Origin of the sequence: Streptomyces sp. NBC_00647, from assembly GCF_045207245.1 — a bacterium.
Classification (GTDB): domain Bacteria; phylum Actinomycetota; class Actinomycetes; order Streptomycetales; family Streptomycetaceae; genus Streptomyces.
Genome location: NZ_CP109040.1, coordinates 8295627 through 8316920, shown reverse-complemented (window position 1 = coordinate 8316920; position 21294 = coordinate 8295627). Strand labels below are relative to the sequence as shown.

Annotated in this window: 19 protein-coding genes; 7 read left to right on the top strand and 12 right to left on the bottom strand. The window is 71.9% G+C overall.

All coding sequences use genetic code 11. The features are described from left to right. Positions 1-277 precede the first annotated feature (277 nt). From OG788_RS36465 to OG788_RS36435, 7 genes are all read right to left on the bottom strand, one after another. Complete coding sequence (locus OG788_RS36465; protein ID WP_406375288.1) at positions 278-1777, bottom strand: thiamine pyrophosphate-binding protein; 1500 nt, start codon at positions 1775-1777, stop codon at positions 278-280. A gap of 188 nt (positions 1778-1965) precedes the next feature. Further along, a complete protein-coding gene (locus OG788_RS36460) occupies positions 1966-4158 on the bottom strand; it encodes a 3-hydroxyacyl-CoA dehydrogenase NAD-binding domain-containing protein (protein ID WP_406375287.1) in 2193 nt (730 codons plus the stop codon). 38 nt (positions 4159-4196) lie between these two features. After that, positions 4197-5411, bottom strand: coding sequence for an acetyl-CoA C-acetyltransferase (locus OG788_RS36455; protein ID WP_351543772.1), 1215 nt, complete (start codon positions 5409-5411; stop codon positions 4197-4199). A 21-nt stretch (positions 5412-5432) separates the two neighbouring features. After that, positions 5433-6575: an acyl-CoA dehydrogenase family protein gene (locus OG788_RS36450; RefSeq protein ID WP_406375286.1), complete on the bottom strand. Its 1143-nt coding sequence runs from the start codon at positions 6573-6575 to the stop codon at positions 5433-5435. Positions 6576-6616: 41 nt separating this feature from the next. Further along, on the bottom strand, positions 6617-7630 hold the full coding sequence (locus OG788_RS36445) for an LLM class F420-dependent oxidoreductase (RefSeq protein WP_406375285.1): 1014 nt from the start codon (positions 7628-7630) through the stop codon (positions 6617-6619). Beyond that, positions 7630-8766 (bottom strand): CaiB/BaiF CoA transferase family protein, encoded by a 1137-nt coding sequence (locus OG788_RS36440; RefSeq protein WP_406375284.1) that lies wholly within the window; start codon positions 8764-8766, stop codon positions 7630-7632. Before OG788_RS36440 ends, OG788_RS36445 begins: the two co-directional genes overlap by 1 nt. A gap of 243 nt (positions 8767-9009) precedes the next feature. Beyond that, the gene (locus OG788_RS36435) at positions 9010-9390 is read right to left on the bottom strand and encodes an MmcQ/YjbR family DNA-binding protein (protein WP_351543784.1); all 381 of its coding nucleotides are present in this window, start codon (positions 9388-9390) and stop codon (positions 9010-9012) included. A 140-nt stretch (positions 9391-9530) separates the two neighbouring features. On the opposite strand from OG788_RS36435, the gene OG788_RS36430 reads away from it, so the two are divergent. Next, positions 9531-10703, top strand: coding sequence for a saccharopine dehydrogenase family protein (locus tag OG788_RS36430; protein WP_406375283.1), 1173 nt, complete (start codon positions 9531-9533; stop codon positions 10701-10703). 141 nt (positions 10704-10844) lie between these two features. Here OG788_RS36430 and mmpA read toward each other — a convergent pair whose 3' ends face one another. Continuing rightward, on the bottom strand, positions 10845-10991 hold the full coding sequence (mmpA, locus tag OG788_RS36425) for a morphogenic membrane protein MmpA (RefSeq protein ID WP_406376940.1): 147 nt from the start codon (positions 10989-10991) through the stop codon (positions 10845-10847). Between the two features lie 144 nt (positions 10992-11135). Continuing rightward, the gene (locus tag OG788_RS36420) at positions 11136-11825 is read right to left on the bottom strand and encodes an endonuclease V (RefSeq protein WP_406375282.1); all 690 of its coding nucleotides are present in this window, start codon (positions 11823-11825) and stop codon (positions 11136-11138) included. Positions 11826-11886: 61 nt separating this feature from the next. Here OG788_RS36420 and OG788_RS36415 point away from each other — a divergent pair, with 61 nt between their 5' ends. Both OG788_RS36415 and OG788_RS36410 read left to right on the top strand, forming a co-directional pair. Next, positions 11887-12183: a YciI family protein gene (locus OG788_RS36415; protein WP_351543794.1), complete on the top strand. Its 297-nt coding sequence runs from the start codon at positions 11887-11889 to the stop codon at positions 12181-12183. Positions 12184-12356: 173 nt separating this feature from the next. Continuing rightward, positions 12357-13367, top strand: a complete 1011-nt coding sequence (locus tag OG788_RS36410) for an LLM class flavin-dependent oxidoreductase (protein WP_406375281.1) — start codon at positions 12357-12359, stop codon at positions 13365-13367. Between the two features lie 56 nt (positions 13368-13423). On the opposite strand, the gene OG788_RS36405 is transcribed toward OG788_RS36410, so the two are convergent. Continuing rightward, positions 13424-14530: a WD40/YVTN/BNR-like repeat-containing protein gene (locus OG788_RS36405; protein WP_406375280.1), complete on the bottom strand. Its 1107-nt coding sequence runs from the start codon at positions 14528-14530 to the stop codon at positions 13424-13426. 271 nt (positions 14531-14801) lie between these two features. Between OG788_RS36405 and OG788_RS36400 the strand changes: the two genes are divergently transcribed. Then, positions 14802-15218: an SsgA family sporulation/cell division regulator gene (locus OG788_RS36400; protein ID WP_356460631.1), complete on the top strand. Its 417-nt coding sequence runs from the start codon at positions 14802-14804 to the stop codon at positions 15216-15218. A 15-nt stretch (positions 15219-15233) separates the two neighbouring features. Here the strand turns inward: OG788_RS36400 and OG788_RS36395 are convergent, their stop codons facing one another. Beyond that, entirely contained in the window at positions 15234-16070 is an 837-nt protein-coding gene (locus tag OG788_RS36395) for an isocitrate lyase/phosphoenolpyruvate mutase family protein (RefSeq protein WP_406375279.1), read from the bottom strand. Between the two features lie 313 nt (positions 16071-16383). Beyond that, the gene (locus OG788_RS36390; RefSeq protein ID WP_406375278.1) at positions 16384-17064 is read right to left on the bottom strand and encodes a GPP34 family phosphoprotein; all 681 of its coding nucleotides are present in this window, start codon (positions 17062-17064) and stop codon (positions 16384-16386) included. Between the two features lie 298 nt (positions 17065-17362). On the opposite strand from OG788_RS36390, the gene OG788_RS36385 reads away from it, so the two are divergent. The 3 genes from OG788_RS36385 (at position 17363) to OG788_RS36375 (ending at position 21118) form a co-directional block, all read left to right on the top strand. Further along, positions 17363-19045, top strand: coding sequence for an ABC-F family ATP-binding cassette domain-containing protein (locus tag OG788_RS36385; protein WP_406375277.1), 1683 nt, complete (start codon positions 17363-17365; stop codon positions 19043-19045). Positions 19046-19151: 106 nt separating this feature from the next. Beyond that, positions 19152-19928, top strand: a complete 777-nt coding sequence (gene ddaH, locus OG788_RS36380) for a dimethylargininase (protein ID WP_406375276.1) — start codon at positions 19152-19154, stop codon at positions 19926-19928. Positions 19929-20140: 212 nt separating this feature from the next. Beyond that, complete coding sequence (locus OG788_RS36375) at positions 20141-21118, top strand: acyl-ACP desaturase (protein WP_406375275.1); 978 nt, start codon at positions 20141-20143, stop codon at positions 21116-21118. Positions 21119-21294 lie beyond the last annotated feature (176 nt).

Genomic DNA, 21294 nt, shown 5'->3' with positions numbered 1-21294 from the left:
CCGGGACCGTCGGCCCGAGCGGTCCGTCCACGAAGCGTGCAGTTCGCACTGCAGCAGGCACCGGTTTCCTGATCGACAGCGCCCGTCCCACGCTAGGTCGCGAGGATCAGTGGCGCCATCCGGATAGAGCTACCCGAGCTGCAAAGCAGTCAGACCTCAGGATGCAAGAGCGGGACGCGCCATAGGGGCGCCCGAGTCGTCACCAAGGTCGACCTGGCTGTGTCACCCGGTGTGCGCAGTCTTTGGCCGTCTCAGTTTCCGTCTCATTCAGCGCCGTTCACGGCCGTTCAGGCGAGGCCCAAGGCGGTATCCGCTCAAGCGACCGGCCGTCCATGAACGCAGGTGAACGGCCCCGTCCGAGGCTCCCGGGACCACCAACACAGTTGGAAAGCGTGTTGGATCGTGCCGCGCTCCACAGTCCTTGCAGGCCGAACAGGGCGCAGCCGTCTCCGAGGACGGCGACCACGGGCCGCCCCGGCTCGGCGAGTGCCCGGCCGACGGCGGCCCCGATCCCCCAGCCGAGCCCACCGCCGACGGTGTGGGTGTAGCTGCCGGGACGGTCCAGGCGCACCAGCCGGCGCAGCAACAGGCCGACGGTGATGGCCTCTTCGACGACCGCGGCACCGGGTGGCGGCCCGTCCGCCACGGCGTGGGCGGCGGCCCAGGGCGCGAGCGGCGCCGGGGAGTAGGCGGCGCGGGCGGCGGCCTCCGTGCGGTCCCGTTCGGCCGTGTGCCGCTCGGCGGCGCGCAGCACTCCGGCCTTGGCCCTGTGCGCGGGCACGTGGTCGCGCAGCTGGTCGGCGAGGCGGTCGAGGGAGGGGGCGAGGGCGCCGACCAGCCCGAGGTCGGCGGTGAAGTTGCGGCCGATCTCGTCCGGGTCCGGGTCGAGCTGGACGACGGTGATGCCGGGCGGCAGCGCGGGGCCCGGGGTGTAGTGGTGCGGGGTGAACGCGTGCGCCCCGGCGATCAGGACGGTGTCGTACGGCGCGAGAGCCTCGCGAACGGCTTCGTGGCGCGGGGGCAGCATGCCCGCGTACAACGGGTGGGTGGTCGGGAAGTCGAGGCAGTCGGCCATCGGCTGGTGGTGGACGGGGGCGCCGCACGTCTCGGCGACGCGCACGAGCGCCCGTACCGCGTCGTCGCGGCCCACGCCGTCGCCGGCCACGATGACGGGACGGGCGGCCCGGCCGAGCAGCACCGCGGCGCGGTCGAGGCCGGCGGCCGGACCGGCGCGGGGCGTCGGTGTGCGGGGCGGGACCTCGACGTCGGTGTCCTCGGCGAGCAGACCCATCGGCACGGACAGGAACACCGGCCCGGCGGGCGGCCGTACCGCGAGAGCGAAGGCCCGGCGCACGGCGAGCGGCAGGTCATGGGCGTGCTGGACGTCGAGGGCCGCCTTGACGGCGGGGCGGGCCAGAGCGACGAGATCGCCGGACAGCATCGGGTCCTGCTGGAGGTGGCGGCGGTCCTGCTGGCCCGCCATCACCACCAACGGGGTGCGGGAGCGACGGGCGTTGAGCAGACCGATGAGTCCGTTGGCGAGCCCGGCGGCGATGTGCAGGCTCACGAAGGCGGGGCGCCGGGTGGCGCGGGCGTATCCGTCGGCCATGGAGACGACGGCGCCCTCGTGGATGCCGAGCACGTAGGCGGGTGCGTCGGCGGTCTCCGCGAGGGCGGCCAGGAAGGGGAGTTCGGTGGTGCCGGGGTTGCCGAAGACGCGGTCCACGCCCTCGCCGCGCAGGATGTCCAGCAGAGCGAGGGCGGGACGGCGCCCCATGGGGGCTCCTCGGCGGGGGGACGGGTACCGGTTCGCCGGTCAGCGTCCGGTGCCCGCCCCCGCGGAGCAAGTCCCCCATACCACTCAGCGACACGCGACCCCGGGGCTGCCGTTCGGACCGCGCCCGCACGGCACGGTCCACCCCGCAACACGCTTCGGACAGCAGCCCCTCGTGGCCCGGTCCGGGGTCAGGACGCGTCGGTGAACCGCTCGCCCTTCTCCGCCTTCTCGACGAGCAGCGCCGGCGGGAGGAAGCGGTCCCCGTAGCGCTCGGCGAGTTCCCGCGCGCGGGCCACGAACGCGGCGGGTCCGGTGCCGGTCCCGCCCTCGTAGCCGTTGACGTACTGCAGGACACCGCCGGTCCAGCCGGGGAAGCCGATCCCGAAGACGGAGCCGATGTTGGCGTCGGCGACGGAGGTCAGGACGCCCTCCTCCAGGAGCCGGACGGTGTCCAGCGCCTCGGAGAAGAGCATGCGCTCCTTCATGTCCTCGAACGGGATCTCGTGCCCCGCCTTCGTGAAGTGCTCACGCAGCCCCGGCCACAGCTTGCCGCGCCTGCCGTCCTCGCCGTACTCGTAGAAGCCCGCGCCGCCGCTGCGACCGGGGCGCCCGAACTCGTCGACCATGCGGTCGATGACGGCCTCGGCGGGGTGGGTCTCCCAGGTGCCGCCCGCCTCCTCGACGGCCTGCTTGGACTCCTTGCGGATCTTGCGCGGCAGGGTGAGCGTGAGCTCGTCCATGAGGGAGAGGACCTTGGCGGGGTAGCCGGCCTGGGCGGCGGCCTGCTCGACGGAGGCGGGCTCGATGCCCTCGCCGACCATGGCGACACCCTCGTTGATGAAGTGGCCGATGACGCGGGAGGTGAAGAAGCCGCGCGAGTCGTTGACGACGATCGGGGTCTTCTTGATCTGCCGTACGAGGTCGAAGGCGCGGGCGAGTGCCTCGTCGCCGGTGCGCTCGCCCTTGATGATCTCGACCAGCGGCATCTTGTCGACGGGCGAGAAGAAGTGCAGCCCGATGAAGTCGTCCTGCCGCTCGACGCCCTCGGCGAGCGCGGTGATCGGCAGGGTCGAGGTGTTGGAGCAGAGCAGGGCGTCGGGCTCGACGATGTTCTGGATCTCCTGGAACACCTTGTGCTTGAGCGCGGTGTCCTCGAAGACGGCCTCGATGACGGCGTCGCAGCCCGCGAGGTCGTTCGGGTCGGCGGTGGGCGTGATGCGGGCGAGCAGTTCGTCGGCCTTCTCCTGGGTCGTACGTCCCCGGGAGACCGCCTTGGCGCAGAGCTTCTCGGAGTACGCCTTGCCCTTGGCCGCGGCCTCCGCCGTCACGTCCTTGAGGACGACGTCGATGCCCGCGCGGGCGCAGGAGTAGGCGATGCCCGCGCCCATCATCCCGGCGCCGAGAACCGCGGCCTTGCGGACCGGGCGCGGCTCGATGCCCTGGGGCCGGTTGGCACCGGAGTTGACGGCCTGGAGGTCGAAGAAGAACGCCTGGATCATGTTCTTCGACGTCTGGCCCGCGGCCAGCTCGACGAAGTAGCGGGCCTCGATGACCTGGGCCGTCTCGAAGTCGACCTGGGAGCCCTCGACGGCGGCCGCGAGGATGTTGCGCGGGGCCGGGTAGGGCGCGCCGTTGGTCTGCTTGCGCAGGCTGGCCGGGAAGGCGGGCAGGTTGGCCGCGAACTTCGGGTTGGCCGGCGTGCCGCCCGGGATGCGGTAGCCCGGCTTGTCCCAGGGCTGCTGGGACTCGGGGTTGGCGTCGATGAAGGCGCGGGCCTTGGAGAGCAGTTCCTCGGGCGTGGCGGCCACTTCGTGGACGAGGCCGTTCTCCTGGGCGCGCGTCGCGTTGTACTGCGTGCCCTGGAGGAGGACCTTCAGCAGGGCGTCGGCGATGCCCAGCAGCCGTACGGTGCGGACGACTCCACCGCCTCCGGGGAGCAGGCCGAGGGTGACCTCGGGGCAGCCGATCTTGGTGCCGGAGGTGTCGAGGGCGACCCGGTGGTGACAGGCGAGGGCGAGCTCGAAGCCGCCGCCCAGGGCCGCGCCGTTGATCGCGGCGACGACCGGCTTGCCCAGGGTCTCGATGCGGCGCAGGTTGCGCTTGATGGCGAGGCCGCCGTCGAAGAGGTCCTGGGCGGTCTCGGGGGTGACCCGGATGAGGTCGCGCAGGTCGCCGCCCGCGAAGAAGGTCTTCTTGGCGGAGGTGAAGATGACGCCCCGGATCGAGTCCTTCTCGGCTTCCAGCCGGTCGGTGATCGCGGCGAGGGAGGCGCGGAACGCCTGGTTCATCGTATTCGCGGACTGGTTGGGGTCGTCGAGGACGAGGGTGACGACGCCGGTCTCGTCCTGTTCCCAGCGGATGGTGGTGGGCTCAGTGCTCATCAGGGGATGCTCCGTAGATCCTTGATCCGTTGGGAAGGTCAGATGCGCTCGACGATGGTGGCGATGCCCATGCCGCCGCCCACGCAGAGGGTGGCGAGGCCGTACCGCTTGTCCTGGCGCTCCAGCTCGTCGACGAGGGTGCCGAGGATCATCGCGCCGGTGGCGCCGAGGGGGTGGCCGAGCGCGATGGCGCCGCCGTTGACGTTGACCTTGTCCAGCGACAGGCCCATGTCCTTCACGAAGCGCAGGACGACGGCCGCGAAGGCCTCGTTGATCTCGACGAGGTCGATGTCGTCGATGGTCAGGCCGGCCTTGGCGAGCGCCTTGCGCGTGGCGGGCGCGGGCCCGGTGAGCATGATGGTGGGCTCGGAGCCGGAGACGGCCGCGGAGACGATCCGCGCGCGCGGAGTGAGGCCGTAGCGCTCACCGACCTCGCGGGAGCCGATGGCGACGAGCGAGGCGCCGTCGACGATGCCGGAGGAGTTGCCCGCGTGGTGGACGTGGTCGATCTGCTCGACCCAGTGGTACTTCTGCAGGGCCACGGCGTCGAAGCCGCCCAGTTCGCCGATGTCGGCGAACGACGGCTTCAGCCTGGCGAGCGAGTCGGCGGTGGTGCCGGGGCGCAGGAACTCGTCGTGGTCGAGGACCGTGAGACCGCTGCGGTCCTTGACCGGGACGACGGACTTCTCGAAGCGGCCGTCCTTCACGGCGGCGGCGGCACGCTCCTGGGAGAGGGCCGCGTACTCGTCGACGTCGCGGCGGGAGAAGCCCTCGATGGTGGCGATGAGGTCGGCGCCGATGCCCTGCGGCACGAAGTTGGTGGCCAGGTTGGTCATCGGGTCGGCGAACCAGGCGCCGCCGTCCGAGGCCATCGGCACGCGCGACATCGACTCGACGCCGCCCGCGAGGACCAGGTCCTCCCAGCCCGAACGGATCTTCATCGCGGCCAGGTTGACGGCTTCGAGGCCCGATGCGCAGAAGCGGTTCTCCTGGACGCCGGCCACCGTGTCGGGCAGGCCGGCGGCGATCGCGGAGATCCGGGCGATGTCGGAGCCCTGGTCGCCGACCGGGCCGACGACGCCGAGGACGATGTCGTCGATGGCGGCCGGGTCGAGGCCCGGGAAGCGCCGCTGCACCTCGTGGATGAGCCCGACGACCAGGTCGATGGGCTTGGTGCCGTGCAGGGCGCCGTTCTGCTTGCCGCGACCGCGCGGGGTGCGGATCGCGTCGTACACGTACGCTTCGGTGCTCACTGGTAAGCCTTTCGGGGAGGGTTAGCCGAGCAGGGAGCGGCCGATGATCTCCTTCATGATCTCGGTCGTCCCGCCGTAGATGGTCTGGATGCGTCCGTCGGTGAAGGCCCGGGCGACCCGGTACTCCGTCATATAGCCGTAGCCGCCGTGCAGTTGGAGGCAGCGGTCCGCGACCCGCTTCTGCAGCTCGGTGGCCCACCACTTGGCCATCGAGGCGTGCACGGCGTCGAGTTCGCCGTCGGAGTGGTCGACGATGCAGCGGTCGAGGAACGTGCGGGTGACGGCGCACTCGGTGGCCATCTCGGCTATCTCGAACCGGATGTGCTGGAGTTTCGCGAGCGGCCGCCCGAACGCCTCGCGCTCCTTCACGTACTGGGTGGTGATCTCCAGCAGGTGTTCGGCGCCGGCGATGGCGGCGACGGCGATGCCCATGCGCTCCTGTGCGAGGTTCGTCATCAGGTGGACGAAAGCGCCGTTCAGCTCGCCGAGGAGGTTCTCCTTGGGCACGCGCACGTCGTTGAAGAACAACTCGGCGGTGTCCTGCGACTTCTGGCCGATCTTGTCGAGGTTGCGGCCGCGCTCGAAGCCGTCCGCGCCACGCTCGACGACGAGCAGCGACAGCCCGCGCGCACCGCCTTCGGGGGTGGTCTTCGCGACCACGATCACCAGGTCGGCGAGGATGCCGTTGGAGATGAAGGTCTTGGAGCCGTTGAGCAGGTAGTGGTCGCCCTTGTCCTCGGCGTGCGTCGTGATGCCCTGGAGGTCGGATCCGGCGCCGGGTTCGGTCATGGCGATCGCCGTGATGATCGAGCCGTCGCAGAAGCCGGGCAGCCACCGCCGCTTCTGTTCCTCGGTGGCGAGGTCCGTCAGATACGGCCCGATGATGTCGTTGTGCAGTCCGAGGGCCAGGCCGGCCGCTCCCGCGCGCGTGAACTCCTCGGCGAGTACGGCGCTGTAGCGGAAGTCCGCGTTCCCGCCGCCCCCGTACTCCTCGGGGACGGCGAGTCCGAGCAGGCCCTGCTTCCCCGCCGCGCGCCAGGCGTCGCGGGAGACGATGCCGTCCTTCTCCCACTGCTCGTAGTGGGGCAGCACCTCCTTGGCGAGGAACGTGCGCACGGTCTCGCGGAACGCGTCGTGCTCGGCGGTGAAGATCTGCCGCTTCATGCGGGAAACGCCTTCCTGGAGTTCATACGGGGGGACACCGGCTAGAGCCATCCCTTGACGGTTTCGACGAGCCTGGCCGGTTCCGGGCCGACCGGCGTCACGTTCAGCATCGTCACCCCGGCCTCCCGGAAGGCGGCGACGCGCTCGCGGACGTAACTCTCGGGACCGCACAGCGACATGAGCTCGCAGAACTCGTCCGGCACGGCCGCCTCCGCCTCGGCCTTGCGGCCGGACAGGTACAGCTCCTGGATGAGGCGGGCTTCCTTCTCGTAGCCGTACGCCACCGCGAGGTCGTTGTAGAAGTTCTTGCCCGGGGCGCCCATGCCGCCGACGTAGAGGGCGATCCTGGGGCGCGCGAGGTCGCGTACGGCCGCCGCGTCCTCGCCGATCGCGAGCAGTCCGCCCGCTACGGTCTTCAGCGGTCCGAGAGCCGGGTCCCGGCGGGCCGCGCCCTCGGCCAGTGCCGCGCCCCACACCTGGTGGGCCTTCTCGGGGATGAAGAGCGTGGGGAGCCAGCCGTCCGCGACCTCGGCGGTCATCCGCACGTTGGCCGGCCCCAACGAGGCGACGTACAGCGGGACTTCGGGACGTACGGGCTTGGTGAGGATCTTCAGGGGCTTGCCGAGGCCGCCGGGGCGTGGCATGTCGGTGATGCCGTGGTGGTCGATGACCTCGCGGCGCAGGATGCGGCGGGTGAGCTCGATGGTCTCGCGGGTCCGGCCGAGTGGTCTGTCGTACGCCTTCCCGTGCCAGCCCTCGACGACCTGCGGGCCGGAGGCGCCGAGCCCGATGATGGCGCGGCCCCCGGAGATCGCGTCGAGCCCGGCGGCGGTCTGCGCGATGAGCGCCGGAGTGCGCGAGTAGACGTTCAGGATCGCGGCGCCGATCTTCAAGCGCTCGGTACGGGCCGCCATGTAGCCCATGATCGTGGGCGAGTCGAAGCCGTAGGCCTCGGCGACCCAGACGGCGTCCAGGCCGGCGGACTCCAGGGCCGCGACCTCGTCGGCGGCCTTTCGCGCGTCGCCCGCGTAGTCGAGCGGGAGGGAGAGCTCCATCAGTCGCCGTCCTTCGTCAGCCGGGGAACGTCCCAGTCACGGGCCACGTCCGCGGTGTCGGCACCCGGCAGGGCGGGGCCGCCGCGGACCGAGGTGGGGGTGGTCGAGAAGCGCGGCGCGGGGGCCGGCTGGGTGATGCCGCCGTGGTCCACGAAGGTGCCGCGGGCGGCGAGGTGCGGGTGGCCGGGCGCCTCGCGCAGCGACAGGACCGGCGCCACGCAGGCGTCGGAGCCCTCGAAGACGGCGGTCCACTCGTCTCGCGTACGGCTCCTGAAGCGGGCGGCGACCGTCTCGCGCAGTTCCTCCCAGCGGGCCGGGTCCTTGCGGGCGGGGCCGAGTTCCGGAATGCCGAGCAGGTCGACGAACTCGTCGTAGAACCGCTGCTCCAGCGGGCCCACCGCCATGTGCCGGCCGTCGGCCGTCTCGTAGGTCCCGTAGTAGGGGCAGCCGCCGTCGAGGAGGTTGGCGTGGCGCCGGTCCTGCCAGCCGCCCGCGGCCATCATTCCGTGGATCATCGTGGAGAGGTGCGCGGTGCCGTCGACGATGGCCGCGTCCACGACCTGCCCGGCTCCGGTCGCGCGCGCGTGGTGGAGCGCGGCGAGGACGCCGACGACGAGGTAGAGCGAGCCGCCCGCGTAGTCGCCGAGGAGGTTCGCGGGGACGGCAGGCCGCTCGTCCGGCTCGCCGATCATGCCGAGGGTGCCGGTGAGCGCGATGTAGGCGATGTCGTGCCCGGCGCGGTGGGCGAGCGGGCCCTCCTGGCCCCATCCGGTCATCCGGCCGTAGACGAGTCTCGGGTTGCGGGCGTGGCAGGCGGCCGGGCCCACGCCGAGGCGTTCGGCGACGCCGGGGCGGTAGCCCTCGATCAGGATGTCGGCCCGTTCGGCCAGGTCGAGGACGCGGGCAGCGCCGTCCTCTGCCTTGAGATCGATGATCACGGAGCGCTTGTTGCGGTTGGTGACGTCGTGGGCCGGATCGACCCCGAGCCCGGGGCCGCCGGGCCGGTCCACCCGGACGACATCCGCTCCGAGGTCGGCGAGCAGCATGGCGGCGAACGGGCCGGGGCCGATGCCCGCCAGCTCGACCACGCGCACCCCGGTGAGGGGGCCGTTCCCCGGCGTTCCTGCCTCTGCCATCAAGCCCCCAGGACTGTGACACTACTGATGTGACATCAGCGATGTTAAGAACGTGTTCCACTCCGGGCAAGCCCCTGACGAGCAAGCGCTTAGTTAAATTCCCGGTGCCGGACCATGATCAAACCGGTCCGTACCAGGCCAGGGGGCCGGAACCGGACCGCGTGGACGGATCGCCTTCCTGCCACGCCCGACCCGGGCGGAGCGGGTCGGGGCCGATCGGTACGCCCCGGCGGACCCGCGGGATCAGCGCTGGTCCAGCTCCGCGATCAGCTTCTTGGGGGCTATGACCCGGTAGCTCTCCTCGACCCAGTCGCACAGCAGCTCCGCCGCGGGAGCCCCTTGCTCCTCCAGGGGTACGCGCACCCAGCCGGCCTTGCCCAGGCCGTATCCGGCGGGCTCGGCGCCGGGTGCCGTGAGCGCGTGGGCGTGCGCCGCCTCGTCCTTGAGCTTCACCGTGACGCCCATCGGGTAGCTGCCGTCGTCGAGGCCGAGGAAGACGAAGACCTTCTTGTTGACCTTCGCGACGGTCTCGCCCCAGGGGAACTCCTCCGCGGCGCCGGGCAGGCCGAGCGCGAACTCGCGCACCTTCTGCCACTTTTTCAGCGCGTTTTTCGACACGGCCACGGCTACCTCCGGCCTGTTCCTGCCACCTCGTCGTCCGACTGCTCGTACCTCACGCTAGCCTCAGCCACCGACAACGGCGCTTCGCGCACGACGTGGCGAGCACCGCACGATCGAGCGCAGCCCACAGTGCGGAGGGTGTCATGAGCAGGCTGAACGGGACAGACCGCGCGTACGACATCGTGCTCTTCGGAGCCACGGGGTTCGTCGGCGAACTCACCGCGGAGTACCTCGCCGCGCACGCGCCCGAAGGGCTGCGGTGGGCGATCGCCGGGCGCAGCGCGGAGAAGCTGGAACGGCTGCGGGAGCGGCTCGGCGGCGCCCCCGGTGTGCTGCGGGCGGACGTGACGGACCCGGACTCGGTACGCGAGCTCGCCGGGCAGGCGCGCGTGGTGGCCACCACGGTGGGGCCGTACATCACCTACGGCGAGGATCTGGTGGCCGCGTGCGCGGACGCCGGGACCGACTACGTGGACCTCACCGGCGAGCCCGAGTTCGTGGACCTGATGTACGTCCGGCACGACGCCCGCGCGCGGGAGACGGGCGCGCGGCTCGTGCACGCCTGCGGCTTCGACTCGGTTCCGCACGACCTGGGCGCCTACTTCACGGTGCGGCAGCTCCCGGAGGGCGTACCGCTGAGGGTGGACGGGTTCGTGCGCTCCCGGGCGATGTTCTCGGGCGGCACCTTCGCCTCCGCCCTGAACCAGTTCGCCCGCGGCCGGCACCTGCTCGCCGCGGCGCGGGAGCGCAGGCACCACGAGCCGCGCCTGATGGGACGGCGCGTCGAGGCCCCGCTGGGCGCGCCGCGGTTCGCCAAGGAGGTCGGTGCGTGGGCCCTGCCGCTGCCCACGATCGACGCCCAGGTGGTGCAGCGCTCGGCGCGCGCCCTGGAGCGGTACGGGCCCGACTTCCGCTACCGCCACTACGCGGCCGTCGAGCGGCTGCCCGTCGCCCTCGGCGGAGTCGCCGGGGTGAGCGCGATCTTCGCGGCCGCCCAGCTGCCGCCCGCGCGCCGCTGGCTGTCCGACCGGATCAAGCCGGGCGAGGGCCCGAGCGCCGAACTGCGGGCGAAGAGCTGGTTCTCGGTACGCTTCGTGGGCGAGGGCGGCGGCCGGCGCGTGTACACCGAGGTCGCGGGCGGCGACCCCGGCTACGGCGAAACCGCCAAGATGCTCGCGGAGTCCGCGCTGTCCCTCGCCCTCGACGAGCTGCCGAAGACGTCGGGGCAGGTCACACCGGCGGTGGCGATGGGCGACGCGTTGACGGAACGGCTCAGCGCGGCGGGAATCACCTTCCGGGTGGCCGCGGTCCGGTAGGGCCGGGGCCACAGCCGGGGCCGGGCAAGGGGCTCCGGCGGCGTACGACAGGGGGCTCGGGCGGGGTACGGCAAGGGCTCCGGCGGGGTCCGGCAAGAAGCTCGAGCGGGGTACGGCGCGTTCGTGAGGGTCTCGCGGCCCTCACGACGCCCAGCCGATCACCGTGTAGACCATCCCGCCGATCCAGGCGAGACCGGCCGACACGGCGAGGACCAGTGCGGCCACAACGGCGCGCTCGACGGGCCGGGTGGCGTGGGCGGCGGGCTTCGGGGCACGGTGCGTCGTCATGCGGATCAGCTTGCCGATCATGGCGGCTTCATACATCCGCACGCGTACTCAGTACACGTACTCAGGCTGTCCCGGCCGACGCGTGGAAGTCCTCCGGCGGGCCGGCGGGTGCGGGACGTCGGGCGGGCCAACGGTCCGGCGACGTCAGGCCGTTGCCTCCTGGAGGGCCCGCCTGCACAGGGAGTCCGCGTGCCGGGTGGATTCCGGCAGACGGTACTTCGGGGCGAGGGCGAGCGTGTGCGCGCAGGCGTTGTCGAGGTCCACACGATGGCCGACGGACACGAACACGGGCTTGATCCCGTCCTGGGTGCGCAGCGCGCGCCCCACCTCGTCGGTGCCGGCGAGCAGCGGTGAGGCGCTGCCGCGCCGGACGCCCGGCTCCTCGTAGGAGAAGGTGAAGGGGTTCTTGGCGACCCCGATCGTGGGGAGCCCGGTGAGGACGCCGAGGTGACTGGCGAGGCCGAAGCGGCGCGGGTGGGCGAGGCCGTACCCGTCGCACACGACCAGGCCGGGCGGGCACGGCAGGGCGTCCAGCGCGGCCAGCACGGTCGGGATCTCGCGGAAGGCGAGCAGTCCGGGGACGTACGGGAAGGAGACCCGGCCGACGGCGGTGGCCTCGGCCACGACGTCGAGGGTCGCCGCGTCGAGGACGACGGCCGCCGCGACCACCACGTCCCGCTCGTCGTCGTAGGCGACGTCGACGCCGGTCACCCGGCCGGTGCCGGGCGGCGGGCCCGGCTCGTCGAGCACCACCCGCCCGCGCAACTCGTCCTGCACGGCGCGGGCTTGTTCCTCGGTGGCGGGCCAGCCCGCGGGAATCCTCACGGTGGTCATGATGGGAACGAGCCTAAAGGGCACGGGACCGGGGCGGTGGGCCAGGGGTAAAGTCCCGATCATGTTCGTACTGGAGCTGACCTACACCGCGCCGATCGAAGCCGTCGACGCCGTCCTGGAGGCCCATGTCGCCTGGCTCGAGGAGCAGTACACGGCCGGATTCTTCCTCGCCTCGGGGCCCAAGAGCCCCCGCGACGGCGGCGTGATCCTGGCCGTCGCGGACGACCGGGCGCGGATCGAGGAGATCGCCGCGGGCGACCCGTTCGTCACGGCGGGCGTGTGCGCGTATCGCGTCACCGAGTTCGTCGCGACGAAGACGGCGCCCGGCCTCGAGCGGTACCGCGAGCCGCTCGGCTGAACCTCCCGATCACCCACGGCCGAGCACCCGCGGGAGCAGTCCTTGTTCACGCTGTTCATGCCGTTCATGTCCGAAGGGCCTGCCACCCTGCGTCCGAGCGGCCTGACCGGTGGCCCGAACCGCCTTACGAGCCAAGGCGGTTGGTGCTGTCGGATGATTCCTATACTGACCGAATGATCACTGTTCCGCTCAGCGCGCTCGAAGTGGCCATGGTCCAGAACGGCTCCGAAGCCGCCGACACGTTACGCGACACCACCGCCTTCGCCCGGCGCCTCGAGGACCTCGGATATCTGCGTCTCTGGTACGCCGAGCACCACCATTCACCGGCCATCGGAGCGTTCCCGCCCGTCGTGCTGACGGCCCACGCGGCCGCGTCGACGTCGTCGATCCGGGTCGGCTCCGGAGGTGTTCTCGCGCCGAACCATGCCCCGATCATGCTGGCCGAGCAGTTCGGCACGCTGTCCGCGCTGCACGGGGGCCGGATCGACCTGGGCATCGGGCGGGGCCCGGGCACCTTCGACGAGTCCACGGCGCGGGCCCTGCGCCGCGGCGCAGGGCCGACCACGGACGACGAGTACCGCGACGATGTCTCGTCGACGCTGCGCCACTTGGTGGAAGAGGTCGCGCTCGACCCGCTCCCTGAGCCGTGGCTGCTGGCTTCGAGCACGGCCGGTGCCGCGCTCGCCGGGGAACTCGGGCTGCCGATCGCCGTCGCCCATCACATTCGTCCGGACAACACCCTGGCCGCGCTGGCCCGTTACCGCGCGTGCTTCTCCCCGTCCCGCTGGTGCGCGCGCCCGCGCGTGCTGATCTGCGTGGAGACGGTGTGCGCCGAGACGGAGAAGGAGGCGTCCTGGCTCGCCGGCCCGATGGACGTCGTCAAGGCCGGACTCCTCCAGGGACGAGGCGACACGCCCTTCCCCACACCCGCGGAAGCGGCGGCTCACCCGTTCACCGCGGAGGAAGTCCGGGCTCTGAAGAGCTTCCGCGCCCACCAGGCGCACGGTACGCCCGAGATGGTCGCGCGGCGCCTGACGGGCCTGGTGGACCTGACCGGCGCGGACGAACTCATGCTGGTGACACCCGTGTACGCGCTGGCCGACCGGCTGAGGTCGTACGAACTGGTCCGGCGGCACGTCATGGCGCCCACGACGCCGCCGGGGAACACGGCTCTCCGCGGCTGATCACTCCCTCCCGCTCGCGGTGCGGGTGCCCGTAGGCGTGCCCGAAAGGGCACGGCTCAGCGCTCCAGCCGGGCGACCCGTCCCTTCTCGCCGGAGGCCCAGCAGCCCAGGTCCGGGGTGCAGTCCACGGTGTCGTACGAGCCGGTGTCGAGGGTGCGCCAGGTGCGGCCGCCGTCGGTCGTCAGGTCGGTGCCGGTGGGGCCGACCGCGAGAGCGGCGGTGCGGCTGTGCGGAAGCCAGGTGACGCCTGAGCGGTAGGCGGGCGGGGGCCGGTCCGCGGAGGTCCAGGTGCGGCCCCCGTCCGGGGTGACCGCCGCGGCCTTCGGCGAGGCCTGGTCGGCGCGGTAGTCGCCGCCGACGGCCAGGCCGTGGACCCGGTCGCGGAAGGCGAGGGCGAAGACACCGCGCGCCGGATCACCGGCGGGGACCGGGGTGTCGGTGGCGGTCCAGGTCAGCCCGCGGTCCGAGGAGTGCAGCACGCGGGCGCGTGCGCCCCCTCCCGTGGCCAGCCACACGTCGCGCGGCCCCGAACCGACCAGACACTGCCCGCTCGCGGCGAAGCCGGCCTCTCCGTCCTGCGCGGCGGGCATCCCGGCGCTGGGCAGCACCTTCCAGGAACGGCCGCCGTCACTGGTCGACAGGATGCGGAACCTGCCGTCCACCGGGTCGCTCATCGCCAGGCCGTGGCGCCGGTCCAGGAAGGTCAGGCAGTCGTAGAACGCCTTGGCGTCGGTGTTGCGGAAGGACTCCGTCCAGGTGGCCCCGCCGTCCTCGGTCCTGAAGACGCGGGACGCCTCGCCCTCCCCGATGGCCAGGACCACGGCACGCCGCGCGTCGAACGCCTCGATGTCGCGGAACTCCAGGTCCGCCGCCCCGGGCGGCGACACGTTCCGCCAGTGCCCGCCGCCGTCCGTGGTGCGCAGCACGGTGCCCTTCGAGCCGGCCACCCACGCGGTGTCCCTGCTGACGGCGGACAGGCCACGGAAACGTACGTCCGTACCGCTGTCCTTGAGCGCCCAGTGCGGGGTTCCCGCCCCCTCGTGCGCGTGCGCCGGCACCGCGACCGCGGGCACCGCCACCGCGAGCGCCGCGACGAGCGCGGTGGCGCCCAGTCCCACGGTGACCGTCCGGCTCGTACGTCTCGTCTTCCCCAAGCCCCTCATGGCGGGCGAAGCTAGTCCACTCCCCCGGTGTCGTCCAGATGGCCTCCCGCGGGAACCTTCGGGGCCCGCCCGGGTGTCCTCTCGAGTGTCCGGCGAGCGCGGGACGGAAAGGGATCATCACGGTCGGGGAAAGTTGATCTCCCCAGTGCATGACCTCGGTGACAGAGGTCACTTGCCTTAGAGGTGCACGCGCCGGGTCATTTCTCCGTCTCTTCAATTGACCGGCCTCATCCGCCCGGAGTTCGTTCAGCCGTCACAAGGGAGCCAGGCGTTGTCCACCGTCATCGAGCAGCCCGTAGAGGCACGCCTCGTCGCCGCCGCGCCGCGGATGCCGAGCATTCCCGCAACGCTCCACTACGACCGGACCGACCCGTTCGCCGTCCGCATGACCTTCCCCGCCCCCGCCACGCTCGAGGGCGTGGAGGTCTGCTGGACCTTCGCCCGCGAGCTGCTGGTGTCCGGCCTCGAGGACTCGGTCGGGTACGGCGACGTGCGGGTGCGGCCGTACGGCTACGACCGCACCGTGCTGGAGTTCCACGCTCCCGAGGGCACCGCCGTGGTGCATGTCCGCTCGGGCGAGGTGCGGAACTTCCTGCGGCTCACCACCGACCTGGTGCCGGTCGGCCTGGAGCACCTCCAGGTGGATCTGGACCACGATCTGGCGGAGCTCATGCGGGGCACCTGCTGAGCGGCGCGGTCGCCCTCAGCGGGCGCGGCTCATCAGGGCGTTGAGCCCGGCGTAGTCGAGGCCGTCGGTCAGCGTCCCGTAGGTCCCCGTGTCCAGCAGCTCCCGCGCGGCACGCCGGACCAGGGCGTGCGCGGCCTGCGCGATGCTCGAACCCGCGCTGACCCGGGCCACCCCGAGGGCCGCCAGCTCGCCGACGGACGGTGCTCCGGGGCCCACCAGGATGTTCAACGGGCCTTCGACGCCCTCGACGAGCGCCTTCACGGTCACCGGATCGACGGCTCCGGGGACGAAGACGCCGTCGGCTCCGGCCGCGAGGAAGGCGGCAGCCCTCTCCAGGGTCTCCTCCACCCCGCCCGCGCCGCGCAGATACGTGTCGATGCGGGCGTTGACGAACAGCGGTACGCCCGCCGCGTCGGCGGCCGCGCGGGCCGCCGCGATGCGCTCCGCCTGCTCGCCGACCGGGCGCAGCGGCCCGGCTCCCTCCGTGTGGAGCGCGTCCTCGATGTTCACGCCGACGGCGCCCGCCGCGAGCACGGCCCGGACCGTGTCCCCGACGCCCCGAGCGTCCGGCGCGTATCCGCTCTCGATGTCCGCGCTGACCGGCACCCGGACCGCGGCGGCGATCCGTGCGACGGCCGTGAGCGCGCTCTCCCTGTCCAGCCGGTCCCCGTCCGCCGTGCCCAGATCCCAGGCCAGCCCCGCGCTGGTCGTCGCCACCGCGGCCGCGCCGGCCTCCTCGACGATCCGGGCGCCGGCCGTGTCCCAGGCGTTCGGCAGCACGAGGGGACGGCCGGGCACATGCAGGGCGCGGAAGGCGAGGGCGGTTTCGCGGAGCTGCTCGGTGTTCGTCATGGGGACGAGCCAAGCACGGGCGGCGCGGCGGGGGCTGGCGGGAATCCGACGTGGACGTGGCGGGCGCGCCACCGTGCGGGAACCCCGGTCCCCGGGGCGCGTGCGTCGGCCCGCGCCCGTTCGGTGAGGGTCGTGGAAGCCGTGGCCGGCACTCGGCGCGCACTGGACGGGGGCCCGCCCGTGCCCGTCGAGCCGGCCGTGGCCGCACCCCCGCGCGCAGCTGGACGGGGGCCCTCCCGGTTCCGTAGAGCCGGCCGTGCCCGTGGCCGGCGTCCCCCGGTCCGGGGAGCGCCGGGGTCGGTCCCCCGCCCGTTCAGCTCCCGGTGGTCGAGGCCGTGGACGATGCCGTGGTCGCCGCCACGATCACCGCCGTACGGACCTCCTGGATGACCTTCCTCAGGGCCGGAGCCGCCGCGCCGCCGCGGGCGGTGAGTTCTTCGATGCGGGCCTTGTGGAGCTTGCGGTCCTTGGGCGACGCGAGAGTGCGGAGCTCGGCCGCGGTGGCGAGGGCCACGAGGGCGGCGTCGCGGTCGGAGACCTCCGCGACGGGCATCGGACCTTCCAGCACCTCTCGGGCCTCCGCGCGCAGCGCCTCGACGGCGGGCACCCGGTCCAGCTCGTACTCCACCGAGGGGAAGAGCCCGAGGACCCGCTTCCGCTCCGCCCTCAGGTATCCCCCGGCGGCGAGCTGGGCGCGTACGGCGTCCAGGGTGACCCGGGCCCGCAGCGTGACCCAGGGCTTCCACTTGCGGGGCCGGGACTCCGCGACGAGTTCCAGGAGCCCGTCGAGGACGAGGTCCCCCGTCCGGGAGTCGGGGTCGACGGGGGTGACGATGCCGTCGTGGTCGAGGAGCAGCCCGCGCTGGGCCAGCTCGGTCAGGGCACCGGCGCGCACCAGGTGATGCAGGTGGGTGGAGCCCGTGATCTTCAGTTTCGTGGTGTCCCAGGCCAGGAGGTAGAGCCGGGCGGGCAGCGAGAGCGAGCCGTTCGGCACGGGATCTCCTCGGTTCGTCGGGGGCGCGTTAATCCTTTGACAGCCCAGGGGGCTGTCCCTACCGTGGATGGCGGTTCTGTTGCCGTCGAATGGAGAAGGACGTTGCTCGTCTGAGGTCTGAGACACCGCGTCACACAGCCGGTTCTGTCCGGCCCGCGTGTGCGCAGCGTGCGACCTCGGCGTTCGAGCCGTCCTTCGGTGCGGGCCTTCCTCTCGCTCTCCTCCGAACTGGATCGTCGTCGCCTCGCGGTGTCCCGTACGCGTACCCCCGACCGTATCCAGCAACCGCGAGGCCCTCATGTCAACGTTCCCCACCTCCGTCTCCTGCACCTCCCTGTCCTTCTCCTGGCCGGACGGCACCGAGGTCTTCGACGACCTCCAGATCGCCTTCGGACCCGGCACCACCGGGCTCGTCGGTGCCAACGGATCAGGAAAATCGACCCTTTTGAAGTTGATCGCCGGAGACCTCACCCCCGCCGACGGCACCGTCCGGGTCGCGGGCGAGGTCGGCCATCTGCCGCAGAACGTCACGCTCGACACCGCCCTGCGGGTCGACGAGGCGCTCGGCATCGCCGCCACCCGCGCCGCCCTGCACGCGATCGAGGCGGGCGACGCGGCGGAGGAGCACTTCGACGTCGTCGGGGACGACTGGGACGTCGAGGAGCGGGCCCGCGCGACTCTCGGCGAACTCGGCCTCGGACACATCGAGTTGGACCGCACGATCGGCGAGGTGTCCGGCGGCGAGTCGGTGCTCCTGCGGCTGGCCGCGCTCCTGCTGCGTCGGCCCGACGTCCTGCTCCTGGACGAACCCACCAACAACCTCGACCTGTACGCGCGACAGCGGCTGTACGCGGCGGTGGAGGCCTGGTCCGGGGTCATGATCGTGGTCAGTCACGACCGCGAACTGCTGGACCTGGTGGACCAGATCGCCGATCTGCGTTCCGGTGAGGTCACCTGGTACGGCGGGAACTTCTCCGCGTACGAGGAGGCGCTCGCCGGCGAGCAGGAGGCGGCGGAGCGCATGGTGCGCGTCGCCGAGTCCGATCTGAAGAAGCAGAAGCGCGAACTGGTCGACGCTCAGGTCAAGCTGGCCCGGCGCAAGCGTTACGGCCAGAAGATGTTCGAGCAGAAGCGCGAGCCGAAGATCGTCATGGGTGCGCGCAAGCGGGCGGCCCAGGAGTCCGCGGGCAAGCACCGCATCATGCACGAGGAGAGGCTGAGCGAGGCCAAGGAGCGTCTCGACGAGGCGGTGGAGGCCGTGAGGGACGACGACGAGATCCGGGTCGACCTGCCGTACACGGCCGTGCCGCCGGGGCGCACGGTCCTCACCCTGGACCGGCTGGAGCTGCGATACGGCGCACGGGTGGACGGGATCTTCGATCTGCGCGGGCCCGAGCGGATCGCGCTGATCGGGCGCAACGGAGCGGGCAAGACGACGCTCCTGCGCACGATCGCCGGGGAGCTGGACGCCGTCTCGGGTGAGGCGCGCGCCCATGTGCCGCTGCGTTTCCTGCCCCAGCGGCTCGACGTTCTCGACGACGAGCTGACCGTCGCCGAGAACGTGGCCCGGTACGCGCCGGCCGCCACCAACAACCGGATCCGGGCGCGGCTGGCCCGCTTCCTGTTCAAGGGGGCGAAGGCCGACCAGCGGGCGGCGACGCTCTCCGGCGGCGAACGCTTCCGTGCGGCGCTCGCGGCCCTGATGCTGGCCGACCCCGCGCCGCAGCTCCTGATGCTCGACGAGCCGACGAACAACCTCGACATGGCGAGCGTCCGTCAGCTCACCACGGCTCTGGAGTCGTACGAGGGGGCCCTGATCGTCGCGAGTCACGACATGCCGTTCCTGGAGTCGATCGGCATCACGCGACGGCTGCTGCTGGAAGATCACGCGACGGCTGCTGCTGGAAGGAGGAGAACTGAAAGAAATCGCCCCGGAAACTGTCGGGTATCCCTCCTAGTGCGGGAGGCGGGGGCGGCCTAGCGTCGGGGGTGGGTGGCGCCCGACGTCAGGCCGGGGGGCTTTTGCGCGCGCGAACCGCGCTGCATGATGTTGCGCCGACACCCCCTGCCGATTCGGAGACCCACCCGTGCCCAGCCGGAAAGCGCTCGTACGCAGGCCCAGCCCCCGCCTCGCCGAGGGCCTGGTGACGCATGTGGAACGGGCGGAGGTGGACGTCGACCTCGCGGTCGAGCAGTGGGAGGCGTACACCGAGGCGCTGCGCACGCACGGCTGGGAGACCGTGGAGGTGGACCCGGCGGAGGACTGTCCGGACTCGGTGTTCGTCGAGGACGCCGTGGTCGTCTTCCGCAACGTCGCCCTGATCGCCCGCCCGGGTGCCGAGTCCCGGCGGGCCGAGACCGCGGGGGTCGAGGAGGCCGTGGCGCGTCTCGGCTGTTCGGTGAACTGGATCTGGGATCCGGGCACCCTCGACGGGGGCGACATCCTGAAGGTGGGCGACACGATCTATGTGGGCCGCGGCGGCCGCACGAACGCGGCCGGGGTCCAGCAGCTGCGGGCGGTCTTCGAACCGCTCGGGGCGCGGGTCGTCGCGGTCCCCGTCAGCAGGGTGCTGCATCTGAAGTCGGCGGTCACCGCGCTGCCCGACGGGACGGTGATCGGGCACGAGCCGCTGGTGGACACCCCCTCGCTCTTCCCGCGCTTCCTGTCGGTACCGGAGGAGTCCGGGGCGCACGTGGTTCTCCTGGGCGGCGGCAGGCTGCTGATCGCGGCCAGCGCTCCCAAGACCGCGGACATGCTCGCGGATCTCGGGCACGAACCGGTTCCGGTCGACATCAGCGAGTTCGAGAAGCTCGAAGGCTGTGTGACATGTCTCTCGGTCCGACTCCGGGAGCTGTACGCCTGAACGAGTGATCGAGACATCCGTCCGGCCCCACGACCTCGACTTCCGGCGGCACCTCCGAGATGACCCCGGGACGTACGGGATCTCCCTTGGAACCCCGCTGATCAGCGGTCTTTACGGCCGCCTTAACCTACGGTGTCGTAACCTACGGAGACGTAGCCTACGATGCCGTAGGTTAGTTCCGCTCGCTGTCCCCGTCCCTCCCTGGAGCACCCGTGACGATCACTTCTCCTCATCTCGGCAGCCCGTCAGCCGCCTGGACCGACGCTCGCCTGCTGTACGCGTTGGAGGAAGTGGTCGAGACGGAGCTGAACCGCCACCTGAAGGTGGCCAAGGACTGGATGCCGCACGAGTACGTGCCCTTCAGCGACGCCCGTAACTTCCCGGGGATCTTCGAGGACGGCGAGGCCTGGGACAAGGAGCAGTCCAAGGTCACCGAGATCGGCCGGATCGCGCTGGTCGTCAACCTCCTCACCGAGGACAACCTCCCGAGCTACCACCACGAGATCGCCTCCCTCTTCGGCCGTGACGGCGCCTGGGGCACCTGGGTGCACCGCTGGACGGCGGAGGAGGGCCGGCACGGCATCGTGATGCGCGACTACCTGCTCGCCTCGCGCGCGGTGGACCCGGACAAGCTCGAAGCGTTCCGGATGCAGCACATGAGCGAGGGCTTCGAGTCGGACAACCGCCACTCGATGCTGCACTCGGTCGCGTACGTCGCGTTCCAGGAGCTGGCGACGCGCATCTCCCACCGCAACACCGGTCACCAGTCGGGCGACCCGGTCTGCGACCGGATGCTGGCGCGCATCGCGACCGACGAGAACCTGCACATGGTCTTCTACCGCAACCTCCTGAAGGCCGCGTTCGAGCTCGCCCCCGACCTGACCATGCAGGCCTGCCGTGACGTAGTCGTCAACTTCCGGATGCCCGGTCACGGCATGCCCGGCTTCGAGCGCATGGCCGCGCAGATGGCCATCGGCGAGGTCTACAACATGCGCATCCACCACGACGACGTGCTCCAGCCCGTGCTGCGCCACCTCAAGGTCCTGGAGATGGACGGCCTCGGCCCCGAGGGCCTCCAGGCCCAGGAGGAGCTCGGCTTCTTCATGAGCGGCCTGGACTCGGAGGCCTCGAAGTTCGACGAGAAGCTCGCCGCCCGCAAGGCCCGTATGGCGGCCCGCGCGAACGCGTAGCTCCTCCCGCGAGCGCGCGGCTCCGGCACGCCCGGCCCCGGGCACACGGCCCTGCCGCCACTACCACCGCCCCGCGCCGATGCGCGGCTCCGCACTCAGCCCCCGGCTCACACCACCCGCCTCACGCGGGGACGTGACCGGGGGCTCGCGCGTGTCCGGACGGACGCCGAGGCATG